Annotated in this window: 26 protein-coding genes and 1 pseudogene; 14 read left to right on the forward strand and 13 right to left on the reverse strand. The window is 58.0% G+C overall.

Annotated features, from left to right (window positions below):
* Positions 1 to 51 precede the first annotated feature (51 nt).
* Positions 52 to 339, reverse strand: coding sequence for a hypothetical protein (locus tag TRM7615_RS05880; RefSeq protein ID WP_108785953.1), 288 nt, complete (start codon positions 337 to 339; stop codon positions 52 to 54).
* Between the two features lie 163 nt (positions 340 to 502).
* On the opposite strand from TRM7615_RS05880, the gene TRM7615_RS05885 reads away from it, so the two are divergent.
* The 14 genes from TRM7615_RS05885 (at position 503) to TRM7615_RS05945 (ending at position 11,318) form a co-directional block, all read left to right on the forward strand.
* Positions 503 to 829 (forward strand): hypothetical protein, encoded by a 327-nt coding sequence (locus tag TRM7615_RS05885; protein WP_108785954.1) that lies wholly within the window; start codon positions 503 to 505, stop codon positions 827 to 829.
* A gap of 64 nt (positions 830 to 893) precedes the next feature.
* Positions 894 to 1,472, forward strand: a complete 579-nt coding sequence (locus TRM7615_RS05890; RefSeq protein WP_108785955.1) for a lytic transglycosylase domain-containing protein — start codon at positions 894 to 896, stop codon at positions 1,470 to 1,472.
* Positions 1,472 to 1,762: a TrbC/VirB2 family type IV secretion system protein gene (locus TRM7615_RS05895; protein ID WP_108785956.1), complete on the forward strand. Its 291-nt coding sequence runs from the start codon at positions 1,472 to 1,474 to the stop codon at positions 1,760 to 1,762. Before TRM7615_RS05890 ends, TRM7615_RS05895 begins: the two co-directional genes overlap by 1 nt.
* Positions 1,763 to 1,769: 7 nt before the next feature.
* Positions 1,770 to 2,048 carry a VirB3 family type IV secretion system protein gene (locus TRM7615_RS05900; RefSeq protein ID WP_108785957.1) on the forward strand — a complete coding sequence of 93 codons (279 nt, stop codon included), beginning with the start codon at positions 1,770 to 1,772 and terminating at the stop codon, positions 2,046 to 2,048.
* Positions 2,038 to 4,404 (forward strand): VirB4 family type IV secretion/conjugal transfer ATPase, encoded by a 2,367-nt coding sequence (locus tag TRM7615_RS05905; protein ID WP_108785958.1) that lies wholly within the window; start codon positions 2,038 to 2,040, stop codon positions 4,402 to 4,404. Before TRM7615_RS05900 ends, TRM7615_RS05905 begins: the two co-directional genes overlap by 11 nt.
* The gene (locus TRM7615_RS25505; protein ID WP_165821375.1) at positions 4,397 to 4,555 is read left to right on the forward strand and encodes a hypothetical protein; all 159 of its coding nucleotides are present in this window, start codon (positions 4,397 to 4,399) and stop codon (positions 4,553 to 4,555) included. Before TRM7615_RS05905 ends, TRM7615_RS25505 begins: the two co-directional genes overlap by 8 nt.
* The gene (locus tag TRM7615_RS05910; RefSeq protein WP_108785959.1) at positions 4,548 to 5,696 is read left to right on the forward strand and encodes a lytic transglycosylase domain-containing protein; all 1,149 of its coding nucleotides are present in this window, start codon (positions 4,548 to 4,550) and stop codon (positions 5,694 to 5,696) included. The genes TRM7615_RS25505 and TRM7615_RS05910 overlap by 8 nt, the downstream gene beginning before the upstream one ends.
* Positions 5,693 to 6,472, forward strand: coding sequence for a type IV secretion system protein (locus TRM7615_RS05915; RefSeq protein WP_108785960.1), 780 nt, complete (start codon positions 5,693 to 5,695; stop codon positions 6,470 to 6,472). The genes TRM7615_RS05910 and TRM7615_RS05915 overlap by 4 nt, the downstream gene beginning before the upstream one ends.
* Positions 6,473 to 6,476: 4 nt before the next feature.
* Positions 6,477 to 7,127 (forward strand): VirB8 family type IV secretion system protein, encoded by a 651-nt coding sequence (locus TRM7615_RS05920; RefSeq protein WP_108785961.1) that lies wholly within the window; start codon positions 6,477 to 6,479, stop codon positions 7,125 to 7,127.
* A gap of 3 nt (positions 7,128 to 7,130) precedes the next feature.
* Positions 7,131 to 7,826, forward strand: coding sequence for a TrbG/VirB9 family P-type conjugative transfer protein (locus TRM7615_RS05925; RefSeq protein WP_108785962.1), 696 nt, complete (start codon positions 7,131 to 7,133; stop codon positions 7,824 to 7,826).
* Complete coding sequence (locus tag TRM7615_RS05930) at positions 7,819 to 9,132, forward strand: TraB/TrbI/VirB10 family type IV secretion system protein (protein ID WP_108785963.1); 1,314 nt, start codon at positions 7,819 to 7,821, stop codon at positions 9,130 to 9,132. Before TRM7615_RS05925 ends, TRM7615_RS05930 begins: the two co-directional genes overlap by 8 nt.
* Positions 9,133 to 9,134: 2 nt before the next feature.
* On the forward strand, positions 9,135 to 10,130 hold the full coding sequence (locus TRM7615_RS05935) for an ATPase, T2SS/T4P/T4SS family (protein WP_108785964.1): 996 nt from the start codon (positions 9,135 to 9,137) through the stop codon (positions 10,128 to 10,130).
* The gene (locus TRM7615_RS05940) at positions 10,123 to 10,299 is read left to right on the forward strand and encodes a DUF4177 domain-containing protein (protein ID WP_159091289.1); all 177 of its coding nucleotides are present in this window, start codon (positions 10,123 to 10,125) and stop codon (positions 10,297 to 10,299) included. The genes TRM7615_RS05935 and TRM7615_RS05940 overlap by 8 nt, the downstream gene beginning before the upstream one ends.
* A gap of 20 nt (positions 10,300 to 10,319) precedes the next feature.
* Positions 10,320 to 11,318 (forward strand): TrbL/VirB6 family protein, encoded by a 999-nt coding sequence (locus tag TRM7615_RS05945; RefSeq protein ID WP_108785966.1) that lies wholly within the window; start codon positions 10,320 to 10,322, stop codon positions 11,316 to 11,318.
* A gap of 106 nt (positions 11,319 to 11,424) precedes the next feature.
* Here the strand turns inward: TRM7615_RS05945 and TRM7615_RS05950 are convergent, their stop codons facing one another.
* The 12 genes and pseudogenes from TRM7615_RS05950 to TRM7615_RS06000 all read right to left on the reverse strand — a co-directional run bounded on the left by TRM7615_RS05950 (position 11,425) and on the right by TRM7615_RS06000 (position 21,060).
* On the reverse strand, positions 11,425 to 12,366 hold the full coding sequence (locus TRM7615_RS05950) for a GIY-YIG nuclease family protein (RefSeq protein ID WP_235824025.1): 942 nt from the start codon (positions 12,364 to 12,366) through the stop codon (positions 11,425 to 11,427).
* Between the two features lie 33 nt (positions 12,367 to 12,399).
* Positions 12,400 to 12,870 (reverse strand): DUF6998 domain-containing protein, encoded by a 471-nt coding sequence (locus TRM7615_RS05955; protein ID WP_207775216.1) that lies wholly within the window; start codon positions 12,868 to 12,870, stop codon positions 12,400 to 12,402.
* A gap of 115 nt (positions 12,871 to 12,985) precedes the next feature.
* Positions 12,986 to 14,143 carry a hypothetical protein gene (locus TRM7615_RS25735; RefSeq protein WP_207775217.1) on the reverse strand — a complete coding sequence of 386 codons (1,158 nt, stop codon included), beginning with the start codon at positions 14,141 to 14,143 and terminating at the stop codon, positions 12,986 to 12,988.
* Complete coding sequence (locus TRM7615_RS05965) at positions 14,140 to 14,904, reverse strand: AbiV family abortive infection protein (RefSeq protein ID WP_108785967.1); 765 nt, start codon at positions 14,902 to 14,904, stop codon at positions 14,140 to 14,142. Before TRM7615_RS05965 ends, TRM7615_RS25735 begins: the two co-directional genes overlap by 4 nt.
* A gap of 80 nt (positions 14,905 to 14,984) precedes the next feature.
* Positions 14,985 to 15,284 (reverse strand): annotated as a pseudogene (locus TRM7615_RS25315) (hypothetical protein); the annotation flags it as partial.
* 265 nt (positions 15,285 to 15,549) lie between these two features.
* On the reverse strand, positions 15,550 to 17,442 hold the full coding sequence (locus TRM7615_RS05975) for a type IV secretory system conjugative DNA transfer family protein (protein WP_108785969.1): 1,893 nt from the start codon (positions 17,440 to 17,442) through the stop codon (positions 15,550 to 15,552).
* Positions 17,435 to 19,243 (reverse strand): relaxase/mobilization nuclease domain-containing protein, encoded by a 1,809-nt coding sequence (locus TRM7615_RS05980; RefSeq protein ID WP_108785970.1) that lies wholly within the window; start codon positions 19,241 to 19,243, stop codon positions 17,435 to 17,437. The genes TRM7615_RS05975 and TRM7615_RS05980 overlap by 8 nt, the downstream gene beginning before the upstream one ends.
* Positions 19,230 to 19,724 (reverse strand): hypothetical protein, encoded by a 495-nt coding sequence (locus TRM7615_RS05985; protein WP_235824026.1) that lies wholly within the window; start codon positions 19,722 to 19,724, stop codon positions 19,230 to 19,232. Before TRM7615_RS05985 ends, TRM7615_RS05980 begins: the two co-directional genes overlap by 14 nt.
* Positions 19,725 to 20,072: 348 nt before the next feature.
* Positions 20,073 to 20,294 carry a hypothetical protein gene (locus tag TRM7615_RS05990; RefSeq protein WP_108785972.1) on the reverse strand — a complete coding sequence of 74 codons (222 nt, stop codon included), beginning with the start codon at positions 20,292 to 20,294 and terminating at the stop codon, positions 20,073 to 20,075.
* Entirely contained in the window at positions 20,295 to 20,699 is a 405-nt protein-coding gene (locus TRM7615_RS05995) for a hypothetical protein (RefSeq protein ID WP_125133651.1), read from the reverse strand.
* A gap of 29 nt (positions 20,700 to 20,728) precedes the next feature.
* Positions 20,729 to 20,860: a hypothetical protein gene (locus tag TRM7615_RS26115; RefSeq protein ID WP_268877547.1), complete on the reverse strand. Its 132-nt coding sequence runs from the start codon at positions 20,858 to 20,860 to the stop codon at positions 20,729 to 20,731.
* Positions 20,857 to 21,060 carry a hypothetical protein gene (locus TRM7615_RS06000; protein ID WP_090219096.1) on the reverse strand — a complete coding sequence of 68 codons (204 nt, stop codon included), beginning with the start codon at positions 21,058 to 21,060 and terminating at the stop codon, positions 20,857 to 20,859. The genes TRM7615_RS26115 and TRM7615_RS06000 overlap by 4 nt, the downstream gene beginning before the upstream one ends.
* Positions 21,061 to 21,183: the final 123 nt, after the last annotated feature.

The following is a 21,183-nucleotide window of genomic DNA, read 5'->3' on the forward strand; positions in this document are numbered from 1 at the left end:
CCTTCGCCGCAGCTTTGTTGAGCGCCAGCTTTCCCTACTCGAGGACCGGTGTCATTTCCTCACGCCGTCCAGAAGCTCCAAAACGCGCGCGTAGTCTTCGGTGAAGTCCCTAACCTGCTCAAAAACCTCCCGTCGCTCCTGATCCAGGCAACGGAAGTACCGCTCGACATCGGTAAAATACGTCTCCGCATCACGCTGCAACAGATCTGCATAGGCCTGCACGTCATGTGCATTGGTCGGCATCCAGGGCGGCACAGGCGGCAGACAACTGCCCGCGATCGAGGCAGAACTCCAGCTCAGAACGATCATAACCGCCAATGTTTGTTTCAAAAGCGCCATATTATCTTGGCTCAGCCACTCCGTTGCAGTAAATTCGTTTCAACGCATGAATGGCGCAAAAACTCAAAATGCACCTATTGATTGCATGATTATAATACTGTATCGGTTCGGTAGTCCATGAGGGACTGCCGGGCTCATGCGAAATTCTGCAAGGCTCAATCCTATGAATTTGATGCAAGACGCCCCAAATGTTGTCAGCGAAGAAGGGCTGCGCACACTGCTCGCCGAAGGACATTCGGCGGATGTCGTGTGCCGAGTTACGCCCAAACGTACAGGTGCTCAGTGGTCCGGAGTTTGGACCGTGCATTGCGTCTCGCCAGATGGCGAGACGCGTCGCCTGCTCGTCACTGCGCGCAACAACATGGCAGCCCGAGAGTTCAAGACGATCAACGGCTTATCCAGCTTCCTTGCGGGCCTTGGTGTTTCGATCGTCTCGATCCCGATGCTTGAAGGCAAGATCGCCTCACACAAGCTGGACGACGCGGGCTAAGCCACTTGCCGTCCTCGCAGCATTACTTGCTGCACCCGCCTATTCTGAAGGCTTCGTGCTTTCCATGCGGGCCGATGGCCAGCTGGAGACCAAAGCTCCCCAATCAGGTTTTGCTCAAAACTATGTCGACGGGATTGGTGCAAACCCACCAGAGCTGATCGTTTTTGCAGCGCCAGAGCCTGTAGATCCCCCTCCTGCACCCGCCCGCGCAGTTCCCCGACCTGAAATCCTCGCAGCTCTTGAAAGCACGGCGCATCGCTATGGCGGGCACCCGGCTTTGCGCCGCGCCGGTCTGTCGGTGACCGAGTGGCAGGCACTCTTCCAAGCCAATATCGAGATCGAAAGCGCCTATCGCTCGAATGCACGCAGTTCCGCAGGCGCGATTGGCCTCGGACAGCTGATGCCCGCGACGGCCGCGCAGCTTGGTGTGGATCCGCATGATTGGCAGGCCAATCTTGATGGCTCTGCCCGTTACCTTCTCATGATGCTGGCGCAGTTCGGCACGCCTGAGCTTGCGCTTGCCGCCTATAATGCAGGGCCGAACGCGGTCGCGCGCTATGGCGGCATCCCTCCCTACCGAGAAACCCAAAATCACGTGCGCCGCGTCATAGCCGTGCGTGACCGACTGACTGGAGCCTCCTGATGCACACACAAATCCGCATAATCCTGTCGCTGGCTATGGCCAGTTTGATGTTAGCCAACCCCGCCTTTGCACAGAGCATCGACCTCTCGCCGGTGCAGAACCTTCTCCAAGGCATCGTCGACACGATCACCGGCCCCTTGGGTATTGTCATCGGCACGCTGGCTTTGATCGGTGTGTTCCTGTCCTGGCTCTTCGGAATCCTCGACTTCCGCCAAGCCCTCTGGGTGCTGGTCGCTATCGCAGGCATCGCAGCTGCACCGACCATCGTGACCGCCATCTGGGGCGCGTAAATCTGAAATGGCAACGCAAACCCGCCTCTTCCTGGGCCTGATCCGGCCGCCAAAGCTCATCGGCTTGCCGATCATGTATGCCATGGTTTGGCTCTTCGGGTTTGTGTTGCTGTTTCTGTGGGTCCAGAGCTGGCCGGTGATCATCATCGCCGCTCTGGCCTATCCTGTGCTGTGGAAAGCCGCTGACTGGGACCCGGCCTTTCTTGAGGTGATGGTCACCGCGCTGCAGGAAACGCCCCCGACGCCAAATCGCAAGATCCATTCGGGGGACAGCTATGCTGCGTGACCCCTCAGATGATCTTGCGATGCTGCCAGACTGGGCGCGCAAAGAGCGTCCAATGGCCAGCATGCTGCCCTATGTCAGCCTCGTGAATGACGTGACGGTCCGCACGCGCGGCAATGCTCTGTTCCAGTGCATCCGCCTTGACGGCGTCAACAGCATGACAAGCGATGACGCGCACCTGGAAAAGATCCGCGCGCTCTTTGCTGCAATCATCGCCCAGATCGGGCCGGAGTACAGTTTCTACGTGCACAAGGTCTCAAAAGCGATCGAGACTGCTTTGCCACCGGTTCGAGAGGAAGGGTTTGCGCAAGAGTTGGATACCCGCTGGCAAACGGCCATGGCGCGGGCCGGTCTGCGGGACAAGACGCTTACGCTTACGGTACTGAAACGTCCTCCCCTCAACGCACGGCTGCGCCTGAAGCGCTCAGCCTCAATCGCACACCTGAAAGACCAGACTACCAAGCAGTTGCGCAAGCTCGAGGAAGTCGTTGGGTTTCTGCGTTCATCGTTTGCAGAGATGAACCCTCGCCTTCTTGGAACCGAAAGCGGCGAACTGCTGGGTTTCCTTGGGGCACTCAATGTCGGTCAGGAACTGCCGCTCTTCGCAAAATCCCGCTTTGGCGTCATTGCCGAAGATGTAGCCAACACCCGCGTCACGTTTCAGGGGCGAGGTTTTGCGCTCGACGATGGGACGGCGGGCAAGCGGTTTGGTACGAGCTTTGCGATCAAGACCTACCCGGTCAAAACCAGCTGCACCATGTTCGATGAGCTGAACCTGCCCGTCGACATGGTCGTCACGCATTCCTTCACGCCGATCAACAGCAACATCATGGCCAGTCGGATCAAGCGCCAACAACGCCTGATGAAGGCCAGTGATGATGGCGCAATTTCTCTCGCAGAAGAACTGGTCGACGCGCTGGACGATCTGGAGTCGAAGCGCCTCAGCTTTGGCGATCATCACATGACGGTCACAGTTTTCGCCGAGACCGAGGAAAAGCTGGAAGCAATCGCCGCCGAGGTGCGCAACATCGCGGCCAGTGAAGGCGTTAATCTGGTGAATGAGAGCTTTGCGGCTCGGACCCATTATTTCGCGCAGCATCCGGGCAATGGGCAGATGCGCAGCCGCAAGGCCGCCATCACAAATACGAACTTTGTTGACCTCGCAGCACTGCATCGCGGCCAGCTGGGCAAACCAGGCGGTAGAGTGCCTTGGGGCAAGCCGATTACCCTGTTCCCGACACCTGAACGCTCGGGGTTCCTGTTCAACTACCATGAGACAGGTCAGCCGGACAAAGAACCGACAGGCGGGCACACCTTGATCCTCGGCCGCCCTGGCTCTGGCAAGTCGGTCTTGTCAGCCTTTCTCATGACCCAAGCCCGGCGCTGCGACGCGCGCGTCTTTGTCTTCGACTATCGCGCTGGCATGGAAATGGCGGTGCGGGCCAATGGCGGGCGTTACAGCGCAATCAAGGCGGGTGAAGCCACCGGTCTCAACCCCCTGCGCACGGAAATCGACGGGCGCGGGCAAGCCTGGCTCTCCGATTGGCTGGCAACGCTGCTGCATCGCACCGACAAGCCCCTGAGCCCGGTCCAGATCAACCGCATTCAGGAAGTGGTGCGCCAGAATGCCGGGGCGAGCGATGCCGACCTGCGCAACTGGCAGGATTTGGCCTCCCTCTTTGTGGCGGGGGCAGATGAAGGGGATCTGTTCGAGCGGATCCAGGAATGGACCGCTGATGGCCGCTACGGTTGGATCTTCGGGCAAAGCGCGGAGGACTCCTTCTCGCTCGATGGTGATGTCGTGGGGTTCGACCTCACCGGCATTCTCGACAGCGAAAGCGAGAAGGAACGCATGGCGGTCCTGTCCTACCTGTTTCGGCGGGTGGAGCGTGTGATCGAGGATCGCAAACCGACGCTGATCATCATCGACGAGGCCTGGAAGGCGCTCGACAACCCGTATTTTGCGGACCGGCTCAGTAACTGGCTTGTGACCGCCCGTAAACAGAACGCGGTCGTCGTCATGATGACGCAATACGCAAGCCAGCTCGAGAAAACCCGCACCGGAAAGACGATTGTCGAGGCTGTACCGACGCAGCTCCTGCTTCCCAACATCCGCGCTTCGGCCAGCGATTACACCATGTTGGGCCTCACTGAAAAAGAGCTCAGCGTTTTGCTCGGCACAGGCAGCAATTCCCGTCTGGCGCTGGTGCGCGATGATCAAGGCTCGGTCGTGATCGACGCTGATTTAAGCGCCCTTGGCCCCTACCTCACGATCCTTGGCGGCATGGAAAAAGGCGAAGCGCTGGTCGGCGCAGATTACCGCCAGAATCCAGAATTTTGGAGACAAATTGATGCGTAGACTTTGCGTGCTGACCCTCACCCTTTTGACCCTGACAGCCTGCGCGGAATACCGGCCATCCGAAGCTGAATGCTTCAACTCTTTTGCCGAAGTCAGCCGCAGCAATTGCAATTTCGAGCTGCTCGGGCCGATTGGTTCGCTGCATGAATAGCCTCCGCCCGCATATCCTTGCGGGTCTGGTGTGGCTCAACGCGCCATTGGCCTATGCCCAAGGCGTGCCGACCTTTGATGCGGGCATGTTCCTGCAGCGCGAGCGCGTGTTGCAGCAAAGCGAACAAGATCTGGCGCTGCAACGGGATCGGTTAACCAAAGAGGAAGAGCTTGAAGAGCTCGAGCAAGAACAACTCCAGGCGCTGGAAGACATCCTCGATGCCGCGACGTTGGCCAGCGGGAATTCCGGCGCACTGGTCGCGAGTTTGGAAGCTGGTTTATCACCTGAAAGCGCCGCAGAAACGCTTTACGGTCCGGTCGACCCAAACCCCGGCGCAGCCCAGATGTTCGGCGATGCCTCTGGCTCAATCGAAGAGCTGATCATTCGCGCTTCTCAGGAAACGCACCATATGTCCGGCGTGCGCGCTGCCGGTCTGTCGCCCAAGCAATGGCGCTGCCTATTGCAGGCGATGATCTGGCAAGAAAGCCGCTTCACCATCGGTGCGCGTTCCCCTGTCGGCGCATTCGGCCTGACCCAGATTATGCCCGGCACGGCGCAGGATCTGGGGATTTACCCGGCCTACTATGAAAACCCCTACATCCAGGTCACCGGCGGCGCGCGCTATCTGGCGCAGATGTTGGCCATGTTTGATGGCAACATCATTCACGGGCTGGCGGCCTACAATGCCGGTCCGGGCAACGTGCAGCGCTACGGTGGAGTGCCGCCGTTTGCCGAGACCCAGCATTACGTTCAGGTCATCCCCGAGCGCTACAATCTCTACCTTGCCCGCGTCGGTGGCGTCGATGCGCTTGGCACGATTGATCCGGTTCTGCTTGCTAACTCGACCATGAGCCTCACCTCCTTCGGCGCAGGGGTCTATGGCGATTATTCCATGGTCTCGGTGCGCGCGGCCGCGCAGCGCGTCCAAGACATCATCACGCGTATTGGGGAGACCGACGACATTCACGCGGCCATGTCGCTCAACACCTATGCGCGCGCCGAACTCGCTCGACTGATCGCAATTCGCACGCGCCTCAAGGCCGCCCATACCCGCCCGCTCAGCGCGGCTGAGCTGGCCATGGCGGCCGCACAGGCCCGCGAACAAGACTTCATGCAATTCGATCTGGAGGCACTTCAATGATCCGTTTTCTTTCCACCGTTGCCACTTGCGCGTTGCTGGTTGCCTCACCCGTAGCTGCTCAAGGTGTGCCGACGGTCGACACACGCAACATCGCTCAGGAAATTCGCCAACTGCAGCAGATGCTGGAGGATTTTGGGATCCAGACCGACCAGCTCGACACGCTTCTCGAACAACTCGACCTGGTGCAGCAGCAACTCGATACGCTCAACGAGACTTACGCCGCGCTGACCGGCGCGACGGACATCATTGAGATGGCCATGGGTGGTGATCTCGACGGGCTTCTCGATCAGGAATTCGGTGATCTCCTTGGCACCATCCGGCAAATCCAAAGCGGTGACTTCAGTGGCCTGATCGGCAATGCGGCCCCACAAATGGAAGGGCGCATGACGCAAGCCTTGGAGGATGCAGGGTTTGACCAAGAAACCCTCTCTGACATGGCCAGCAGCGGCAATCCGGGGGCGGAGCGCATTGCCAGCCAGGCGGGCACTGGGGCCGTTATGTCAGCTGCCGCTGAGAACAGCTATGAAGAGGCCGCGCAATCCCTCGAACGGGTCGAACAGCTGGTCTCGCTGATCCCGGACATGGAAACGCTCAAGGAAGCGGTTGATCACAACACCCGCGTCACGGCCGAGCTGGCCATCGCCATGACGCGCATGTGGGAGCTCGAAGCCATTCAGACCGTCGGCGCGGGCCAATCCGGCGTGGTGGATGCCGCCACGCTGGCCGAAGAGCGCCGCTACATGGACTTCACCCTGCCAGACCTGCGTGCGGACTGATCCCATGAGCAGCGAGGCAGAAATCATCGAGGAAGAGCTCGTCTACGGCGCACGACGACGCGAGCTCGTGTGGCAGAAACTGGGGCTGACAGGCATGGCGTTTGGCATGGCAGGTTGCCTGGCCGCTGCCCTTGTTGCCCTGTTAGACGTGGACCCGCCGCCCATGATCGTACCCTTTGATAGCGAAACCGGCATGGCCCTCCCCAATGCCATGGTTGAAGCGGTCTCACTCACGGAACGCCCCGCTATCATCGAGGCACAGGTCTACCGCTATGTGATTGATCGAGAGACATATAATCAACTCGACAATGACGTGCGTGTGCGGCGGGTCCTGGACCTGTCGGATGGTGCGGCCGCTGCAGGACTGCGGGCGCTTTGGACCAGTGGTCATGAGGCCTATCCGCCGGACAGCTATGGCACAGATGCCCGCCTTGATGTCGAGGTTTTGTCGATCACCCATATCAGCGCCAATCGTGCCCAGGTGCGCCTGCGTAAGCGGCTAAATTCACCGCGCGGCTCTCAAAATGGGCTCTTCTCCGCAACCCTGATGTTTGAGTTTCGGCCCGAGAATAGCCGGTCGATCGATGATGTCTGGCAGAACCCTTTCGGCTTCACCGTCACCGAATACGCGATCCGCTCGGATCGTCTGGAGTAACACATGCGCCGCCTGTTCTTGATCCTCGCCCTCATTGTTCCGCTTGCTGGCACCGCCTATGCGGAGACCCAGCCGCGACAAGGCCCCTATGATGCCCGCGTCAGGCTGGCCACCTATCAGGATGGGCAGGTCTACCGCATCCGCACCAGCCTGACCCATGTGACCAGTATTGAATTCGGCCAAGGCGAGACCATTCGCTCAATCATTGCGGGCGATACTGAAGGCTTTCTTCTGGACGGCGTGCCCGGCGGCCAGGCCTTTGCTATCAAGCCAGTCTCGCGCGGCGCGCATACCAACATCACCGTCTACACCAACCGGCGTAGCTATTATTTCAACGTGACCGAGGCGAGTTCGCCGACGTTCTATGTCATCCGCTTCACATATCCCGATTCTGCCCCACGACAGTCTCGAGTTGCCGCAAGCGAGCCCGCAAACCATGCTTACGGGGTCAGCGCGCGATCAGAGATCACGCCGCGCGAAATCTGGGACGACGGCACCTTCACCTATTTCCGCTTCGCCGCAAACGCGCCGCTGCCCGCGATCTTTCGCTGGTCCGGCGGCAATGAGCGCAGCGTGAATACGCTTGCCCAGACAGACGGCGTCATCCGCGTTTCAGGTGTCAGTGATCGGTGGGTTCTACGGCTCGGCGAGGACGAGATCTGCGTCCAAGAGATGAGCGAGGCAAATCAGGATGAGTGAAACAACCGAGCTTAAGAAGCGCCTTGAAGCGCTTGAAGGAAAACCACAAAACCAAAAGGCGCGGCCGTCCGCGGTCGCTATTGCCTTGGGCATTGTGGTAATCGCAGCTCTTGGTGGTCTCATGTTGTTGTTCTCTGGCGACTCAGAACCCGACAGCCTGGAAACCGCCTCCCCGGATGAGTTCCAGGCGGCGGGACCGGGCTTTGGTGCGCTCGAGCCCACGCCTGCACCGATAGACACAACCCCGCCGCCGGAGCCGGAACCAGACAGCGAAACCGAAGAGCTGCGCGCGCAAATGGACGCCATGCGGTCCCAGCTCGAAGCCCTGCGCAATGCACCAGCGCCCGAAGCCCCAACCGTCGATACAGATGCGCTCCACAACCTGAGCGCAGAAATCGACGCCCTGCGCAGCGAGGCAGCAGCAACGCAAGCCGCCTTGCGCGAAGAGTTGGAAGAACGCGCACGACAAATCCAGCGACTGCAGAACGATCTGGAACTTGCACGACTGGAAACCCCGCGCACGCCTTCACCGACCGGCCCCACGGCCGAGGAGCTGCGCCTTCAGGAGCTAGAACGGCGGCGGCAAGCCGAACTTGAGGAACTGCAAGCCCGTATCGCCAGCCCGATCATCGCCTTTGGCGGCACCGGAAACGGCAACAATGAAACCGCCGCCGAGCAGCGTCGACTTGATGGCGACACAGACTTCGTCCGCAATGGTGCTGAACCTGCCGAGGTGACACAAGCCCAAGTGATCGTGAACCCGTCAAACACGGTTGTTCAGGGCACGATGATCCAGGCCGTGCTGGAGACCGCGATAGACAGCTCGCTTGCCGGTCAGGTCCGGGCAATGGTGTCTGAAGATGTCCACGCCTATGACGGCTCTCGGATCCTGATCCCGCGCGGTGCGCGCCTTATCGGACGCTATCAGTCTGGCCTCGATATCGCACAGCAACGCGTGACGATCGCCTGGGACAGGATAATTCTCCCTAGCAACCAAACCGTTGAAATCAGCGCCTTCGGAGGCGATGAACTGGGGCGCTCCGGAACAACCGGCTTTGTCGATAGCCGCTTTGGCACGCGGTTCGGGTCAGCCGCCCTGATATCACTGATCGGAGCATTGCCTGCAGTGGCAGCTCAGAACACCGAAGACGAGATCACCTCTGATTTGCTCGAGGGCATTGGCGATGACCTGCAAGACAGCGCCCAAAGCGTGATCGGCGAATACCTCTCCCTCTCGCCCGTGATCTACGTCGATCAAGGTGCCCGCGTCACAGTGATGGTCGACCGTGATCTGGAGATATTCTGATCATGGCGGCCAGCTATCTGCAAAGCTCGATGGACAAGGTCCCCGAGGCGCGTGATCCAAAGCTGATCGAGCTTTGCATCAATCCTGACGGCACGCTGTGGGCCGAGTTTCAGGGGGATCACTTCATGCGGTCCGCAAATCGACGGCTTTCACAGAACGATATCAAGGATCTGGGCAATCAGATTGCTTCGGCCGCGAACACGACGCTCAGCCGGACCAAGCCGATTGTCTCGGTCAGCATCACCTACCGTGGCCGCCCCATCCGCGCGCAAGTCATCCAGCCTCCGGCCGTTGATGGCGGATACGCGATTTCTCTGCGGTTCTTCGCTGACCTGCCATTGGAAAAGATCAAGCTGTCCTATCTCTTCGGAAAAGAGCGCAGCAACGAGGGCGCAAGGCGCAAGCGCAATGCCGAGCTGCGCAATGTCGTAGCCACCGGCGACATCGACGCCGCGATCAAGTTCTGTGTCACGCACAAGCTCAACATGATCGTCTCTGGCGGCACCTCGACCGGCAAGACCGTTACGGCGCGCAAAATCCTTTCCTTCGTGCCCACCGACGAACGCATCATCACGATCGAAGAGGCCGCTGAACTGCGCCCGACGCAGCCCAATGTGGTCACGCTTATATCTGATCGCGACGAAGCCACCCGCAGCGCTGATGTCCTGCTAACCTCCACGCTCCGCATGCGGCCGGACCGGATTGTCCTAGGCGAAGTACGCGGCAAAGAGGCCATGACCTTCCTCGAGGCGATCAACACAGGCCACGGTGGCTCACTCACCACGCTGCACGCTGAAACGCCTCAGCTGGCGGTCCAGCGCCTAGCTATCGCCGCCCTGAAAACCGATGTGCCCATGACCTACCAGGACATGAACGACTACATCACGCGCTCGATCGATGTGATCATCCAAGCCGGTCGCCATGAGGGCGCACGCGGCATCACCGAATTCTACCTGCCGGTTGATCCGGCCCATTCAAAGGAAACAGCCCATGTTTGAATACAAGATTGAACAGATCAACACCGCCAAGATCAAGCCTCCGAAGATCGAAGCGCAGCTGACAGCTCTTGGCCAAGACGGCTGGGAGCTGGTCTCAGTAGTGCCGGATTTTGACGGCGAGCATATCCTGAAGGCCTTCTTGAAGCGTCGCACTGGTGACAGCGCCTAAATCCAAACGAGGAGGAACTGATGGGCGTTGTCACCTGGATGGTTGAGACAACCGACAACTTTCTGGACGACGCGGCCCAAACCACCTTTGGAAACGTCGCCGGTCAGCTGGGCGGCGTCATTGCCGTGGCTTCGACGCTCGCCGTGATCGGCGTCTTCCTCAACATGGTGTTTCAGTACAAATCCATGGATGGGCGGACTGCCTTCTGGTTCACCCTCAAGCTCATGCTGATCTCCATCTTTGCGATGAACTGGGTCCAATTCAACGCGGTGGCCAGCGCCCTGATTGATGGCCTAGACCAACTTGCGGGCGGCATGGTGGCAGGGCTTGGCGGCGGCGGCGCAGGTGCATCCTACTTTGCCAAGGCCTTTGACGATCTTATCGAAGAATTTAGCAACTACCTGAACGCGGCCGGTGACAACATGCATTGGATGGCCGGAGCTCTCATCGGCGCGATCGGCGCATTCCTTCTGGGCGTAATCGGCGCGCTCTGCGGCCTAGTTCTGATCTTCGCTAAGATCATGCTGGCGTTCATGATCGGCATCGCCCCCATCATGATCGCGCTTTCGCTGTTTGATGTCAGCAAGGACTATTTCCACCGTTGGCTGTCCAGCACCGTATCCTACGCGCTCTACCCCCTCGTGATCGCAGGCGTGTTTTCCACCGTTGTCGGCATGTCACGCTCACTGATGACCGAGCTCGGCGATCCCTCTGGCGCGAGCAACATCGGCGCGCTGGTGCCCTTCTTCATGATGATGTTCCTCGCAGGCGGCATGATTGTCGCCACCCCACTGATCGTCCGCTCCATCTCAGGCAACTTCATGATGGCCGGACCACCAAGCATTCCCGGCCCTGGTGGGTTCGCAAAGGGCTTGATCGGAACCAAGGGCTCACGTGCGCGGGCAAGGTTTGGGACCAGGTCGAATGCTGAGATCGCCGGGGCCGGAATACGGCTAGCTAGTGGTGCAGGTGTTTCGATGGTTCAGAGAGTAGCGGAACGGACCAAGCGGTTGGAGTGAACCGCCCACTCCTACCGTTCGTCACGTGCTACCAATACCGCGGTGTGGCCCGTTATAGGAGACATTCGCCGCGAGCACATAATGCTTAGGTTTGAGCTTCAACAAATCAAAATCGCGACATGCCTGGCAGCGCCCAAAACAAGCTTTCAGCGGCGTCTTGGCTCCCCCAGAAAAACTCGCCACCGAGGCTTTCAAGTATCTGCCTGGCCCGCTCTTTGAAAAGCGCCTCCAACTCTTCGGCTCCCGCTTTGTTGGGGAAAAGCTGAGACGTCATCAATGGTCCCCACTTTCCGATCGCGGCCGGAGGCAAGCCAGAATTGAGTTCGGAAAGTCGGCGTTTGGGATCATTCGTCACGCCGATCTTCAGCGCGACCGATTTGTCCGAAAATGATCTTTTTCGTCCAAGCAGTGCATGGCTGTCGCCCTGGAATACCGACAAATAGACAAAGGTCTCGCCATCTTCATAGGTTGAAGTCCGCTCTCCAAAGCTCCCCGGAAACGCGCGCGACGGCTTGAAAATCTCGGCGAAGGGCTTAACGGTCGTGCGCTCTTCAGAAACTGGTGTCTCTCCAAAAACGTCCACCTCACTCACACGGATCTTCAGCGCCTGCGCGATCTCGTCATCATCCAAGGCCGCGCCGTGGACGGCCAGAGCTTGACCAGCCTCCGCGCGGTAGGAATTGAACGCGATCCGGCTGATCATCATCTTTTCTTCGGCCCGCCAAGCGCGGCGGACGGGCATGGCATAGCTCCACTTGTCGTCCCAACCGGCCTCCCGCTTGCGGGCCATTCCAAGGTCAGAAGCTTTGTCGACGTCGCGGATCGGAGTGGCGTCTATCTGAACAAAGCCGAGAACGTAGGAGCGCAAAGCAGCCTCGGTCTCAGCACTGGACGCGCCGTAGATCATCAGCAGATCGCCATCATTCAACTGTTCAAGCTTGCGATTGCGGGCAGATTCCTGCGTCCAGCCGACATAACCGTCTTCTTCAGGGGAGAAGCCATAGAAGGAGCGCAGCCAGATTTGAGTTCCTTTGGGCAAATCAGACATCAGTTCTCCTTAAACAGTTTGTTCAGGTTACTCTCAAACGGGCGCTTGGCGTTTCATCGACAGCCTCATTGGTTCGGCGACAGTTGCGTCAAGTTTGACCAGCCGACTAAGCGAGATTGGTCGCTGACCGTTCTTTTGCATCTTGCCTGCCGCCTCCCAAGCCGAACCACCGGGGCCGTTATACACCGTGCGGATCGGGCCGCCTTTGGGTCTTTGCAGAACGATCAGGTGTTCTGGTTCATGGCGTATGGCCACGCTTTTTCCTTGGGTCAGTTTGATCTCGACATTACGGCCATCGGCAGCGGTCGCATCGTGGCCCAAGGTTGAAGCGGGATTGAGGTCCAGATCGAACATATAGGCCGCGACGACCTCACCGATGCTGCCGAGCAAGTGACCATCAAGGGTGAATTTGCGACCCGGGAAAATCCGTTCCAACCCATCCGACGCGGAATAGAGATCGTCGAGATGCTGCGCGACGCAGGTCCAATCTACATCCTCGCTCATTCGGCAGCCTCGGGAGTGGTATAAGCCGGTCCTAAAGTGATCCGGTCGCAACGGATTGCACGGACACCAACTTGCGCCAAGACACGGCATTTTTCAGCGATTGATAGACCAAAAATCATTGTTCGGGCCCTTCAATGCCCCGGACCACATTCAGCAGGCGTCTGAACTCGCCATCGTCGGATGCTTGTTTCCAGAAGTTGATAAAACGGCAAACGATTTGCAGGTTGTCACGTTCATAGTGTCCGTTGCTGTCGATCCTATCGAGAGAAGGCAGCATGTTCTCATCTGAGTGCGCCCCGCGAAATTGCAGCGGTAAACCTGTGATGGCGCAACGGTCACCTTGGATTTGCAACAGGTCTTGCAGCAGCTTTTTCAGCTCTGCGTCGGACATGCGGAGCTCTTTGTTTTTGACTTTTGTCGGGATCAACTGGCCGTTCGAATTGAAAACTGTCTTGCCGACCGAGTAGTGCATATCCGCAATCGATTTGTCCCGAGCCCCGAGGTATCGCTCACTGGCTTTGGCCCCGCCCGAGAGTTCGCCCTTCGCTTCCATCTTCAACAAGGTTGAAAACAGCCACAACAGGGAATGCGCATCGATAAGCCGAACGTTTTCCAATCCAGCCGCTTGCGCTATCGGCTCGCGAAGAGCATCCAGCAGGGCGTTAAACTCCGAATAGTTGGACCAAGTGCAGTTTCTCAGGGTTCGAAATTCCAATCCGATCTCTGCAAAGACACGGTCGAACCCGGTCGGCTGGATCGGCATGAACCGGCCCATGTCCTTGAGAAAGAAAAGGTAGGCCATCAAAGGATATTTCGCACCGGTCGCCTCGCTCAGCTGGTCAAAGACTTTTCCCTCCGGTCGGTCGCCTCTGTAGAGGTCAAACAGCAGCTGTTCGATCGACGCGAGGCCCGTTCCGGTTGTTGCAGCTTCAAGCAGAGTGCGGTGGTCCCGGTTCGCATGACCAAATCGGTTTTGCCAAAATACCATGTTGTTGGTGAGATCGCCATGGGTCGCCTGGATCTCAATGGCGTCGATGACCTTGGCGACAATATTGCCGGAACCAATCTGGTCCGGTGTCCAGTTGTCCGCTTGCAAACGTGACAGAGCGACATCGCGGACCTTTGGCTTGTAGCTCTCCCACGCGGCAATCAGTCCCTCGTCGAAACGCGTGAAAGGCTGGTCATAGCGCGTGATGAGGTCCTGAAAGCGGGCAAAGGCACCGGGGAAGTCGATGCCGTCCGCTATGTTGGTTTGGTCGGTGTTATCACTCACAGATAAAGCTCCCCGATTTTGCGCACTTGCACAGCGAGGTTTTCCCATGAGGGGAGTGGCCGCGGCAAGGTCTCAACATAGGCCGCAAGTGGCCCATATGGCTTGTGGAAAGCCCCATCCCTTAGAATGTCGAACGACCGCTCAGCGACGACAATCCAATAAAGAGCACGCAGTTTGGTTCTCTCTTCCGGGTCAGAAGTGACGTGGTGATCCTCAATATCAACATACAGCCCACTCTGGCGCTCCATCTCCGCTTTGCCACTAGCTGCGGCAAGAAAGATCTTGTTCACCCAACGGGACTCGATGCGCAGTAGCAAGCGGTCGTCATCCGACAAACGATCAATGCCCGGCATGAGTTGATCCACAAACATAGATCGCATCTCAGGAGGAACTGGCTTTTCAAGCAACTCTTCAAGGCTGTTGTTTCCAGAACCTCTTTCCTCGAAGTGTTGCCTCGTCGTAGCGTCCAGCGTTGGTAAAGAGAGGCCGTATTTTTGAAAAAGCGACGCGAACAATGAAAAACTCGCAATTTCTTGACGGAAGACGTGCCAGCTTGGTGAACCTTTTCCTCTCGGCTTATCCAATCCCAAAGAGAGGCGTTCGCCCTTTCCCGCTTCTTCAAAAGCAAGAATGGCAGTCGCCAGTGCTGTTCCGGGACTACCCTTTTCAACAAGTAGCTTCGCATCCGCCAAAAGCCTCTGGACATTCGCAACGATCGCGAGATGGCGTTCGTCTTTAGAAAAGTCGACGGTTACCGTCATTCCGCAGCCTCCGGGATGGGGGCGGCGGGGGTGAGGGCTTCGTGGAGCAGCGCGTTGATGAGGCGGGTGCGGGTGGTGCCCGCCGTGGTCACCCGCAGCATTTTGGCGTAAGTGATGGCCTGCTGGGTACAGCCTCCCACGACGTGATTGTTGTCTTTTGCTTCAACTATCGCGATCGGAATGTTGGGCTTTGCGAACAGCACATAGTCAGCGCGCTTGTTGTTGCCGCGGGCAACCATCTTGCCACGAACAATAATGCGCCTTGCCGTCAGGTGCCGCTCTTCCTCTATTTGCGTTTGGAGGTCCCAACCGCTGCCTTGTAAGGCTGGCGTAATAAATTTGCTGCGAATATCTTGCTCAGAAAGAGATTTTTTATCCAAACTACCAACACCCCCGTTCAAAGAACTTTACGGGATACTGCGTCGAGGGCAATCTCATTCATTGTCGTGGCAAGCGGCGAACCTGATCAGACAAACTTCCAACCAACACCTACCGCTGCAGCGGTCACCCAAAGTCCATCATACCCTTTTTTCGCTTTCATAGGCCGCTGCTTGGCCGCCAACGCAGCTGGGGCCGGGAATGGCCGATATCATCTTCAAGTGAACTCTTTTCGCATTCGCCGCGAAAGTCCGGTTCAACCGCCCTTCATCCCTGTGTCGCGTCTTTCATAAATCTCTCCACTCGATCTTTTCCTGCCTGATACTCATCCAAACTTGCCTTTTCGCCTGACACAGCACCCCTTTCTTCGTTTGCCAAACCGTCGATCTCTTCGCGCCGCTTCCCGCCGCCGTCAGAGCCCTCATTTGAAACTGCTCTCGGCACCTCAAGCGCTCCAATCTTAGCCTCCAGCGCCTTGATCTGCCCTTGCAGCCCGCGCATCTGATCACCAGCTGACGGATATGGTAGATCGCCGGTCTGCTTGTCGAAGATTTGCTTAAAGAACCGGTCATCATAGTATTTGATGCGCTTGGCGCGCACGGGCATTTGCGCGTCAATTACCAGAACGATGTCATCAAGGTCCATGCGCCGCGCTTCATCCTCGGGCAGCAACGCAGTTTCTTCGGTCCGCTCGGACATGCTGCGCCCGGCAAATGGGTTGCGACCGACTGATCGTGAACGGGTCACGACGCGCTTGGTTGTTTTGCCGACGGCCTTGCTGAGTTCTTCGGTGGTCTTTTCATCTGAAGGGGTCAGATAGAGCTTGATACCCGCGTTGCCCTGCAGGGCACGGCGGGCGTTTTCACCGTAGATTTCGTCCAGCGCCGGGATCGTCTGTGTGACGATCGCGAGATTGGCCCGGTAAGATCGCAGGGTTTCGATGCTGTCTAGGACAATCGGCATTTTGCCCAGACGATTGAACTCATCGAGCATGATCATCACTGGCCAGGGCTCGTCCTTGCCGGGTTCATGGTCTTGCAGCGAGGCCAGCAAGTCAGAGAAAAACAATCGGATCAGCGGAGCGAGCGGTTTCACCATGAGCGGTTCAACCACAAGATAGACCGAAAACGGCGTCTTTCGGATGTCGCGGAAATCGAAGTCTGACGTTGCGGTTGCGCGGTCGATTGCGGGGTTTGACCATTGCTTGAGGCCCGAGGTCATGAGAAGCGACAGGTAGGAGGTCAGGGTATCGTTGTTGGTCGAGGCCATGCGCATGAAAATCAGCTTGGCGGCTGGATTGACCACTTCGTCGGCGCGGCGGCGATATTCCTTCTGCTTGTCTCCGCCAGATGCGGTGATGCGGTAGATCTCGCCCAGGGTTGGCCGCTTACGCTCGAACGCCAAAAGCCCTGCCGCCACGAATAGATCGATACCGCCATCAAGGAGACCTTGGACCCGGTCGTTATCAGCTTGCAGGAACAATGAAGCCAAGAGCTGCAGCTCCATCTGCTGGCGGTCGACGTTGTCCAGTGCTGATATGCGTAGCAGAGGATTGTACCGGTGCGAGCGGCCGTCCTTCCAATCTGTGGGCGCGAACCGGAACACCTTGTCACCCTGCGCGGCCCTGTGGCGCGCCGTCGCCTCGAAGTTCTCGCCCTTCACGTCCAGCACCACGGCACTGCCCTGATAGGTCAGAAGGTTCGGGATGACGAACCCAGTTGTCTTGCCACGTCCGGTCGGGGCCACGATTAAGGCATGGGGAAAAACCTTGGACATCACGAAAGGTCTGCGGCTCTTGGGCGTGCCCATTTTACCGAGAACAAAGCCGTGGCCGGGCTTGCCGAAAAAGCCGTTCCGTTTCATCTCGGAGATGTGCTGCCAGTGGGTTTCACCGAATTTGGTCAGCGCGTCGTTCATCAACACAGCGCTGAGCAAAACACCCGCGCAGGTGAATATCCCGACGATCAGGTGAACGATCTGCATATCGTCCGGCTGGGCTTCCCGAAAACCCACATAGCTGCGCGCCAGCATCAAGAAATCGATATCCGCCCCGACCCCGAACCAGCGGAACGTCAGAAAGGCCGACGCCAGGACATACCCAAGAACCGCGCCAAGAAGGGCAAAGCTCATGACGCCAAGTGCGATCCGCGCCTTACCCATGCGTCACACCCTTCTCGCCGTCGGCATCGACATGCCGCTCGCGTTGAACATCAATTTCTTCATTGGCGATCTCGTCGAGGACATGTTCCATCGCCACACTGTTTGCCAGAGCGGCATCGCTCTGCAGATAGGCCTTGGCCGCATAGAGCCGGTCCAGGCGGTCTTCGATATGTTCCTCCAGCGCGGCCTCATCGCCAATCGCCAAGTCCGGGGCATGCTCTTCACCGGCCAGATCCTCCAGTTCGGCCCTCAAGGTCTCGCGCTCCAGATCGTTTCGGAATGGATCTGCGGTCGGATCATCTCTCAAACGGCTCAGGATGTCAGAGGTGGTCGGCGGCAACCCGTCGACTATGGCTTCCTCCCGGTCGGCCTCCACCGCTCCACTGTCCTTAAGAACTTCAGCATCTGCCAACATACGGCCCAGATCACTGTGCACCTGGTCAAGACGGTCGATCGCTTTCTCAAGCTCGTCGGCGCGCGCCAAGTCAAAGCCTTCCTTGTCGGCAATCGCCTTCAGATCCTGTCCAAGCCATTGCCGTTCCAGCGCGGCATTGCCCGCGCCAATCTCGACGCGGCGCGTCACCTCTTGCGCGTCAATGCCGGTGCCTTTCAAAGCCTGCTGAAGACGTTCGGTAAGAGCCGTATCCCGCAATGCACTTTGGGCGTCGGCGCGTATATTCGCGGCAGAATAGATCCCACTCTTAGACGCATCTTCGAGCAAGGTGTGAGACTGCGTTCCCATTGGGCTCAGATGTGACAGTGAACGATAGATGTCGTTCAGCTCATGCTCGAGCGCCGCGCGCCGCTCCACCGGGGCGTCCGCCACAATGCGTTCGGCTTGGTTGATCTTGTCGTGAAAGGCATCCACGACCTCATCAAACGAATGCTGTTCTTCGGCCATGCCATATACCCTTCCATCTGCTTCAATCGGTTTGCCCTGCGCCAAAAGCGTCGCGGCCTTGTCCAAGGCTGCTGCAATGTCATGCTGGTTCCCGCGCGAGGCCTCGGCCGCAAGGCCGCGATAAAGCCGCGCGTTCTGCGCCACGTCCGCCAAGGCGCGGTCTAGCTCGGGGCCCACGCGCTCGCGCTCGGTCAGCTTCTGGCCCTTGGCTTCCGCGCGACGCTGGTCTGCATCGCTTGGCCTCTTCGTCGTGATCCCACGCTCGAGTTTTCGTGTCGCCTCAAGGCGCAACCCATAGCGGTCCGACACCTCCACCATCGCTTCGCGAAAACTGTCGTAGTTGAAATGGTGCCCTTCTTTCAGAAAGAAGAATTCGCCGTCCTTGCTGCGACGGTTGAGAACGATGTGGGCGTGCGGGTGATCCCGGTCCTCATGCACGGCGGCGATGTAGTCAAAATGGCTGCCTTCGCCCTGAAAGAACCGCTCGCAAATCTCGCGCGTAATGTCGGCAACATCCTCGCCGCGCGTGCCAATTGGGAAGGCCATCAAAAGGTGCGAGGTATGTCCCAGCTTGGGATGAAACCCCTCATTCCATTGCGCTGAAAATCGGCGCGTGACCTGCTCGATCTCTTTGGCTGACAAAACGCTTTGGCCGTCATAGGTGCCACGGCTGTCGATGATGAAGCTCGACTTGGTGGTCAGGTATTCCAGCTGGTTGCGCAGCTGAGTTTTGTTGTGTGTGCCGCCGTCGCGAATGGCTTTGAAGATCGCGGGGGAATGCCCCATGGCGGCGCGCGCCATCTGCTTGGCACGGGCGCGTGGAACGCTGCCGCGAATGCGGCTCCAGTCGCGATCAAAGAAGGCCTCCTGCGCGGCGGCAACGGCGCTATTCCGGGCCATCGGCAAAGCCTCCCAGTACGCGGGCAACCTCGCCGGACAGCGCGCTGCGGCGGCGCTGCGCCATGTCCTGAACCTGGTCGGCGATGTCGAAGATCAGCCCGGCCAATGCGCGGACCTGGCCATGGGCAGAATTGCCGTAGGGCGGTGTCTTGCCCTGGCGCTTTGCCTCGTTCAGGCGCTGCGCAATTTGGTTGATGTTGTTGCCGGTGCGATTGAGCGAAGCCGATAACCCCTGCATCTGGTTGGCCAGTTCATCGTCGGGAACAAAGAGATCGTTTGAGGCATGGATTAGCCGCCGCAGCCCCTCGGCGCGGCTGGTGATATCATGTCGCGTCAGCACCGTATCGAAGCTCGCCAGCTCCTTTGGCGTGAGCCGGACATTCACCAGTTCTGAACGCACGCGTGCATCCAACTTGCGGCTTTGATCGGCCTTCAACGTGTAGAAGATGCTGCGGGGCGTGACGCCGAATTCACGGGCCAAATCCTCGATTGGGACGCCCTCTGCACGCTTGCGCACGATAGCAAAACGCTGGTTTTGCGTCAGTCGTTTGTGCCGTGGTGCGCGCGGTCGGACCATGTGAAGTAATCACCCCTATTTCTTGCCAGCATCATACAGGCAGCCCTGTTATGGCACTTCGCCATAATTGAATCAATATTATAATATTGCATCAACTGCCTGTATTCCGTTTGGAGCAGCCATCGGCTGCGATCGCCGGGCAAAGCCCAGCAACATGCGCAATCACGTTTGCTTACCGAGCCAAATCAAAAAGGCCGCCAAGACTGGCGGCTCATTCCTTTTCATTCTGCAGAGTTAAGTGGTGCGTTGCCTTTAGCCGCGATCAGCTAATCTGCTGGCAACTGCCTGTTTGGCTCGACCAATTGCCCACAGAACCAACCAGACCGCGGATAACAGGGCAAAAGTTAAGACCATGCCAACAAGGGATTCCATTTCATTCGCCCCGTAGCCGTCGGGCCCGGAACTAATCAAACCGTAGAACTTGAAGCCTATTGCCAATAGGGCTGCGATCCAAAGCCACTTGATTGTTTTCATTTACTTCAGCTCTCTCAAGCCATCGTAGATGTCAAAAAACTCTTCAAGAAGCTCTCGGAGTTCGTTCGTGAAGTCTTCATCTGAAACGCCCTCATCTTGCGAAAACTGGAACAGCTGGACATAGTTCCTTCCCTTTCGATCACGCTCGATTCCGTCAAAACCATCGATCTTTCTGACGGCCAGATCATGCGCAGCTTGAAGAAGGATATCGGGATGTTTGCAAGCCTCAAGTCCGAGGTCATTTTCGCCCGCCGTTGCGGTCATTACACGGTAGTCCGTGCCATCTCCAGCCAAACGTAAAAAAGCTTCCCCTGCTCGAGATACAACAAGCTCTTGCTCCCAATCTCGGTCAAGTTCTCTGCTGAGTTGCCGTGTTTCATGAATTTCAAACTGTGAATTTTCCAATTTCCCACATTCCGCCCAAGATAAATTCTTCAAACCTCAATTGTTTGAGCAACATTGCTCGACCAACCAACTGGTTTCAACCCAAAGATGCGCTTCCATCTCAAGAGTTCATGAACGCGGTTGCCCGCGTCCACTGCTGTTTTGATCTCCTCCAAGGTCATCGCAACGCCTCCTCAAGGATTGCGAGAGCCCCAAGGCAATCGTCGATATAGGGCTGCTCCTCGCCGTCCAGATCGTTCAGCTCCAGCCTGTTCAACACCGCGTAAAGCGTGGCGCGCGCCTCGCGGGCGGCGCTTCGCAAGCTGACGGTATCTTCCAGACGTGCGGTCGAAAAATCATCGCTGTGATAGTCAGGGGTCATGCTGCCACCTCCTTGCTTTGACCTGCTGCTTGCAAAGCAAAGTCGGCAGCTTTCTGCGCTTCAGATGCCGCACGAAAAATCGCCCGCTTGTCCTCTTTGAGCGCTTTCAACCACCCTTCGACA

The sequence above is a fragment of the Falsiruegeria mediterranea M17 genome, from assembly GCF_900302455.1.
Taxonomy (GTDB): Bacteria; Pseudomonadota; Alphaproteobacteria; order Rhodobacterales; family Rhodobacteraceae; genus Falsiruegeria; species Falsiruegeria mediterranea.

Bases quoted from the DNA above. Each gene is read 5' to 3' on its own strand.
- TRM7615_RS05880 (WP_108785953.1), bottom strand. From the start codon at position 339: ATGGCGCTTTTGAAACAAACATTGGCGGTTATGATCGTTCTGAGCTGG.
- TRM7615_RS05885 (WP_108785954.1), top strand. From the start codon at position 503: ATGAATTTGATGCAAGACGCCCCAAATGTTGTCAGCGAAGAAGGGCTG.
- TRM7615_RS05890 (WP_108785955.1), top strand. From the start codon at position 894: ATGCGGGCCGATGGCCAGCTGGAGACCAAAGCTCCCCAATCAGGTTTT.
- TRM7615_RS05895 (WP_108785956.1), top strand. From the start codon at position 1,472: ATGCACACACAAATCCGCATAATCCTGTCGCTGGCTATGGCCAGTTTG.
- TRM7615_RS05900 (WP_108785957.1), top strand. From the start codon at position 1,770: ATGGCAACGCAAACCCGCCTCTTCCTGGGCCTGATCCGGCCGCCAAAG.
- TRM7615_RS05905 (WP_108785958.1), top strand. From the start codon at position 2,038: ATGCTGCGTGACCCCTCAGATGATCTTGCGATGCTGCCAGACTGGGCG.
- TRM7615_RS25505 (WP_165821375.1), top strand. From the start codon at position 4,397: ATGCGTAGACTTTGCGTGCTGACCCTCACCCTTTTGACCCTGACAGCC.
- TRM7615_RS05910 (WP_108785959.1), top strand. From the start codon at position 4,548: ATGAATAGCCTCCGCCCGCATATCCTTGCGGGTCTGGTGTGGCTCAAC.
- TRM7615_RS05915 (WP_108785960.1), top strand. From the start codon at position 5,693: ATGATCCGTTTTCTTTCCACCGTTGCCACTTGCGCGTTGCTGGTTGCC.
- TRM7615_RS05920 (WP_108785961.1), top strand. From the start codon at position 6,477: ATGAGCAGCGAGGCAGAAATCATCGAGGAAGAGCTCGTCTACGGCGCA.
- TRM7615_RS05925 (WP_108785962.1), top strand. From the start codon at position 7,131: ATGCGCCGCCTGTTCTTGATCCTCGCCCTCATTGTTCCGCTTGCTGGC.
- TRM7615_RS05930 (WP_108785963.1), top strand. From the start codon at position 7,819: ATGAGTGAAACAACCGAGCTTAAGAAGCGCCTTGAAGCGCTTGAAGGA.
- TRM7615_RS05935 (WP_108785964.1), top strand. From the start codon at position 9,135: ATGGCGGCCAGCTATCTGCAAAGCTCGATGGACAAGGTCCCCGAGGCG.
- TRM7615_RS05940 (WP_159091289.1), top strand. From the start codon at position 10,123: ATGTTTGAATACAAGATTGAACAGATCAACACCGCCAAGATCAAGCCT.
- TRM7615_RS05945 (WP_108785966.1), top strand. From the start codon at position 10,320: ATGGGCGTTGTCACCTGGATGGTTGAGACAACCGACAACTTTCTGGAC.
- TRM7615_RS05950 (WP_235824025.1), bottom strand. From the start codon at position 12,366: ATGTCTGATTTGCCCAAAGGAACTCAAATCTGGCTGCGCTCCTTCTAT.
- TRM7615_RS05955 (WP_207775216.1), bottom strand. From the start codon at position 12,870: ATGAGCGAGGATGTAGATTGGACCTGCGTCGCGCAGCATCTCGACGAT.
- TRM7615_RS05965 (WP_108785967.1), bottom strand. From the start codon at position 14,904: ATGACGGTAACCGTCGACTTTTCTAAAGACGAACGCCATCTCGCGATC.
- TRM7615_RS05975 (WP_108785969.1), bottom strand. From the start codon at position 17,442: ATGGGTAAGGCGCGGATCGCACTTGGCGTCATGAGCTTTGCCCTTCTT.
- TRM7615_RS05980 (WP_108785970.1), bottom strand. From the start codon at position 19,243: ATGGCCCGGAATAGCGCCGTTGCCGCCGCGCAGGAGGCCTTCTTTGAT.
- TRM7615_RS05990 (WP_108785972.1), bottom strand. From the start codon at position 20,294: ATGAAAACAATCAAGTGGCTTTGGATCGCAGCCCTATTGGCAATAGGC.
- TRM7615_RS26115 (WP_268877547.1), bottom strand. From the start codon at position 20,860: ATGACCTTGGAGGAGATCAAAACAGCAGTGGACGCGGGCAACCGCGTT.
- TRM7615_RS06000 (WP_090219096.1), bottom strand. From the start codon at position 21,060: ATGACCCCTGACTATCACAGCGATGATTTTTCGACCGCACGTCTGGAA.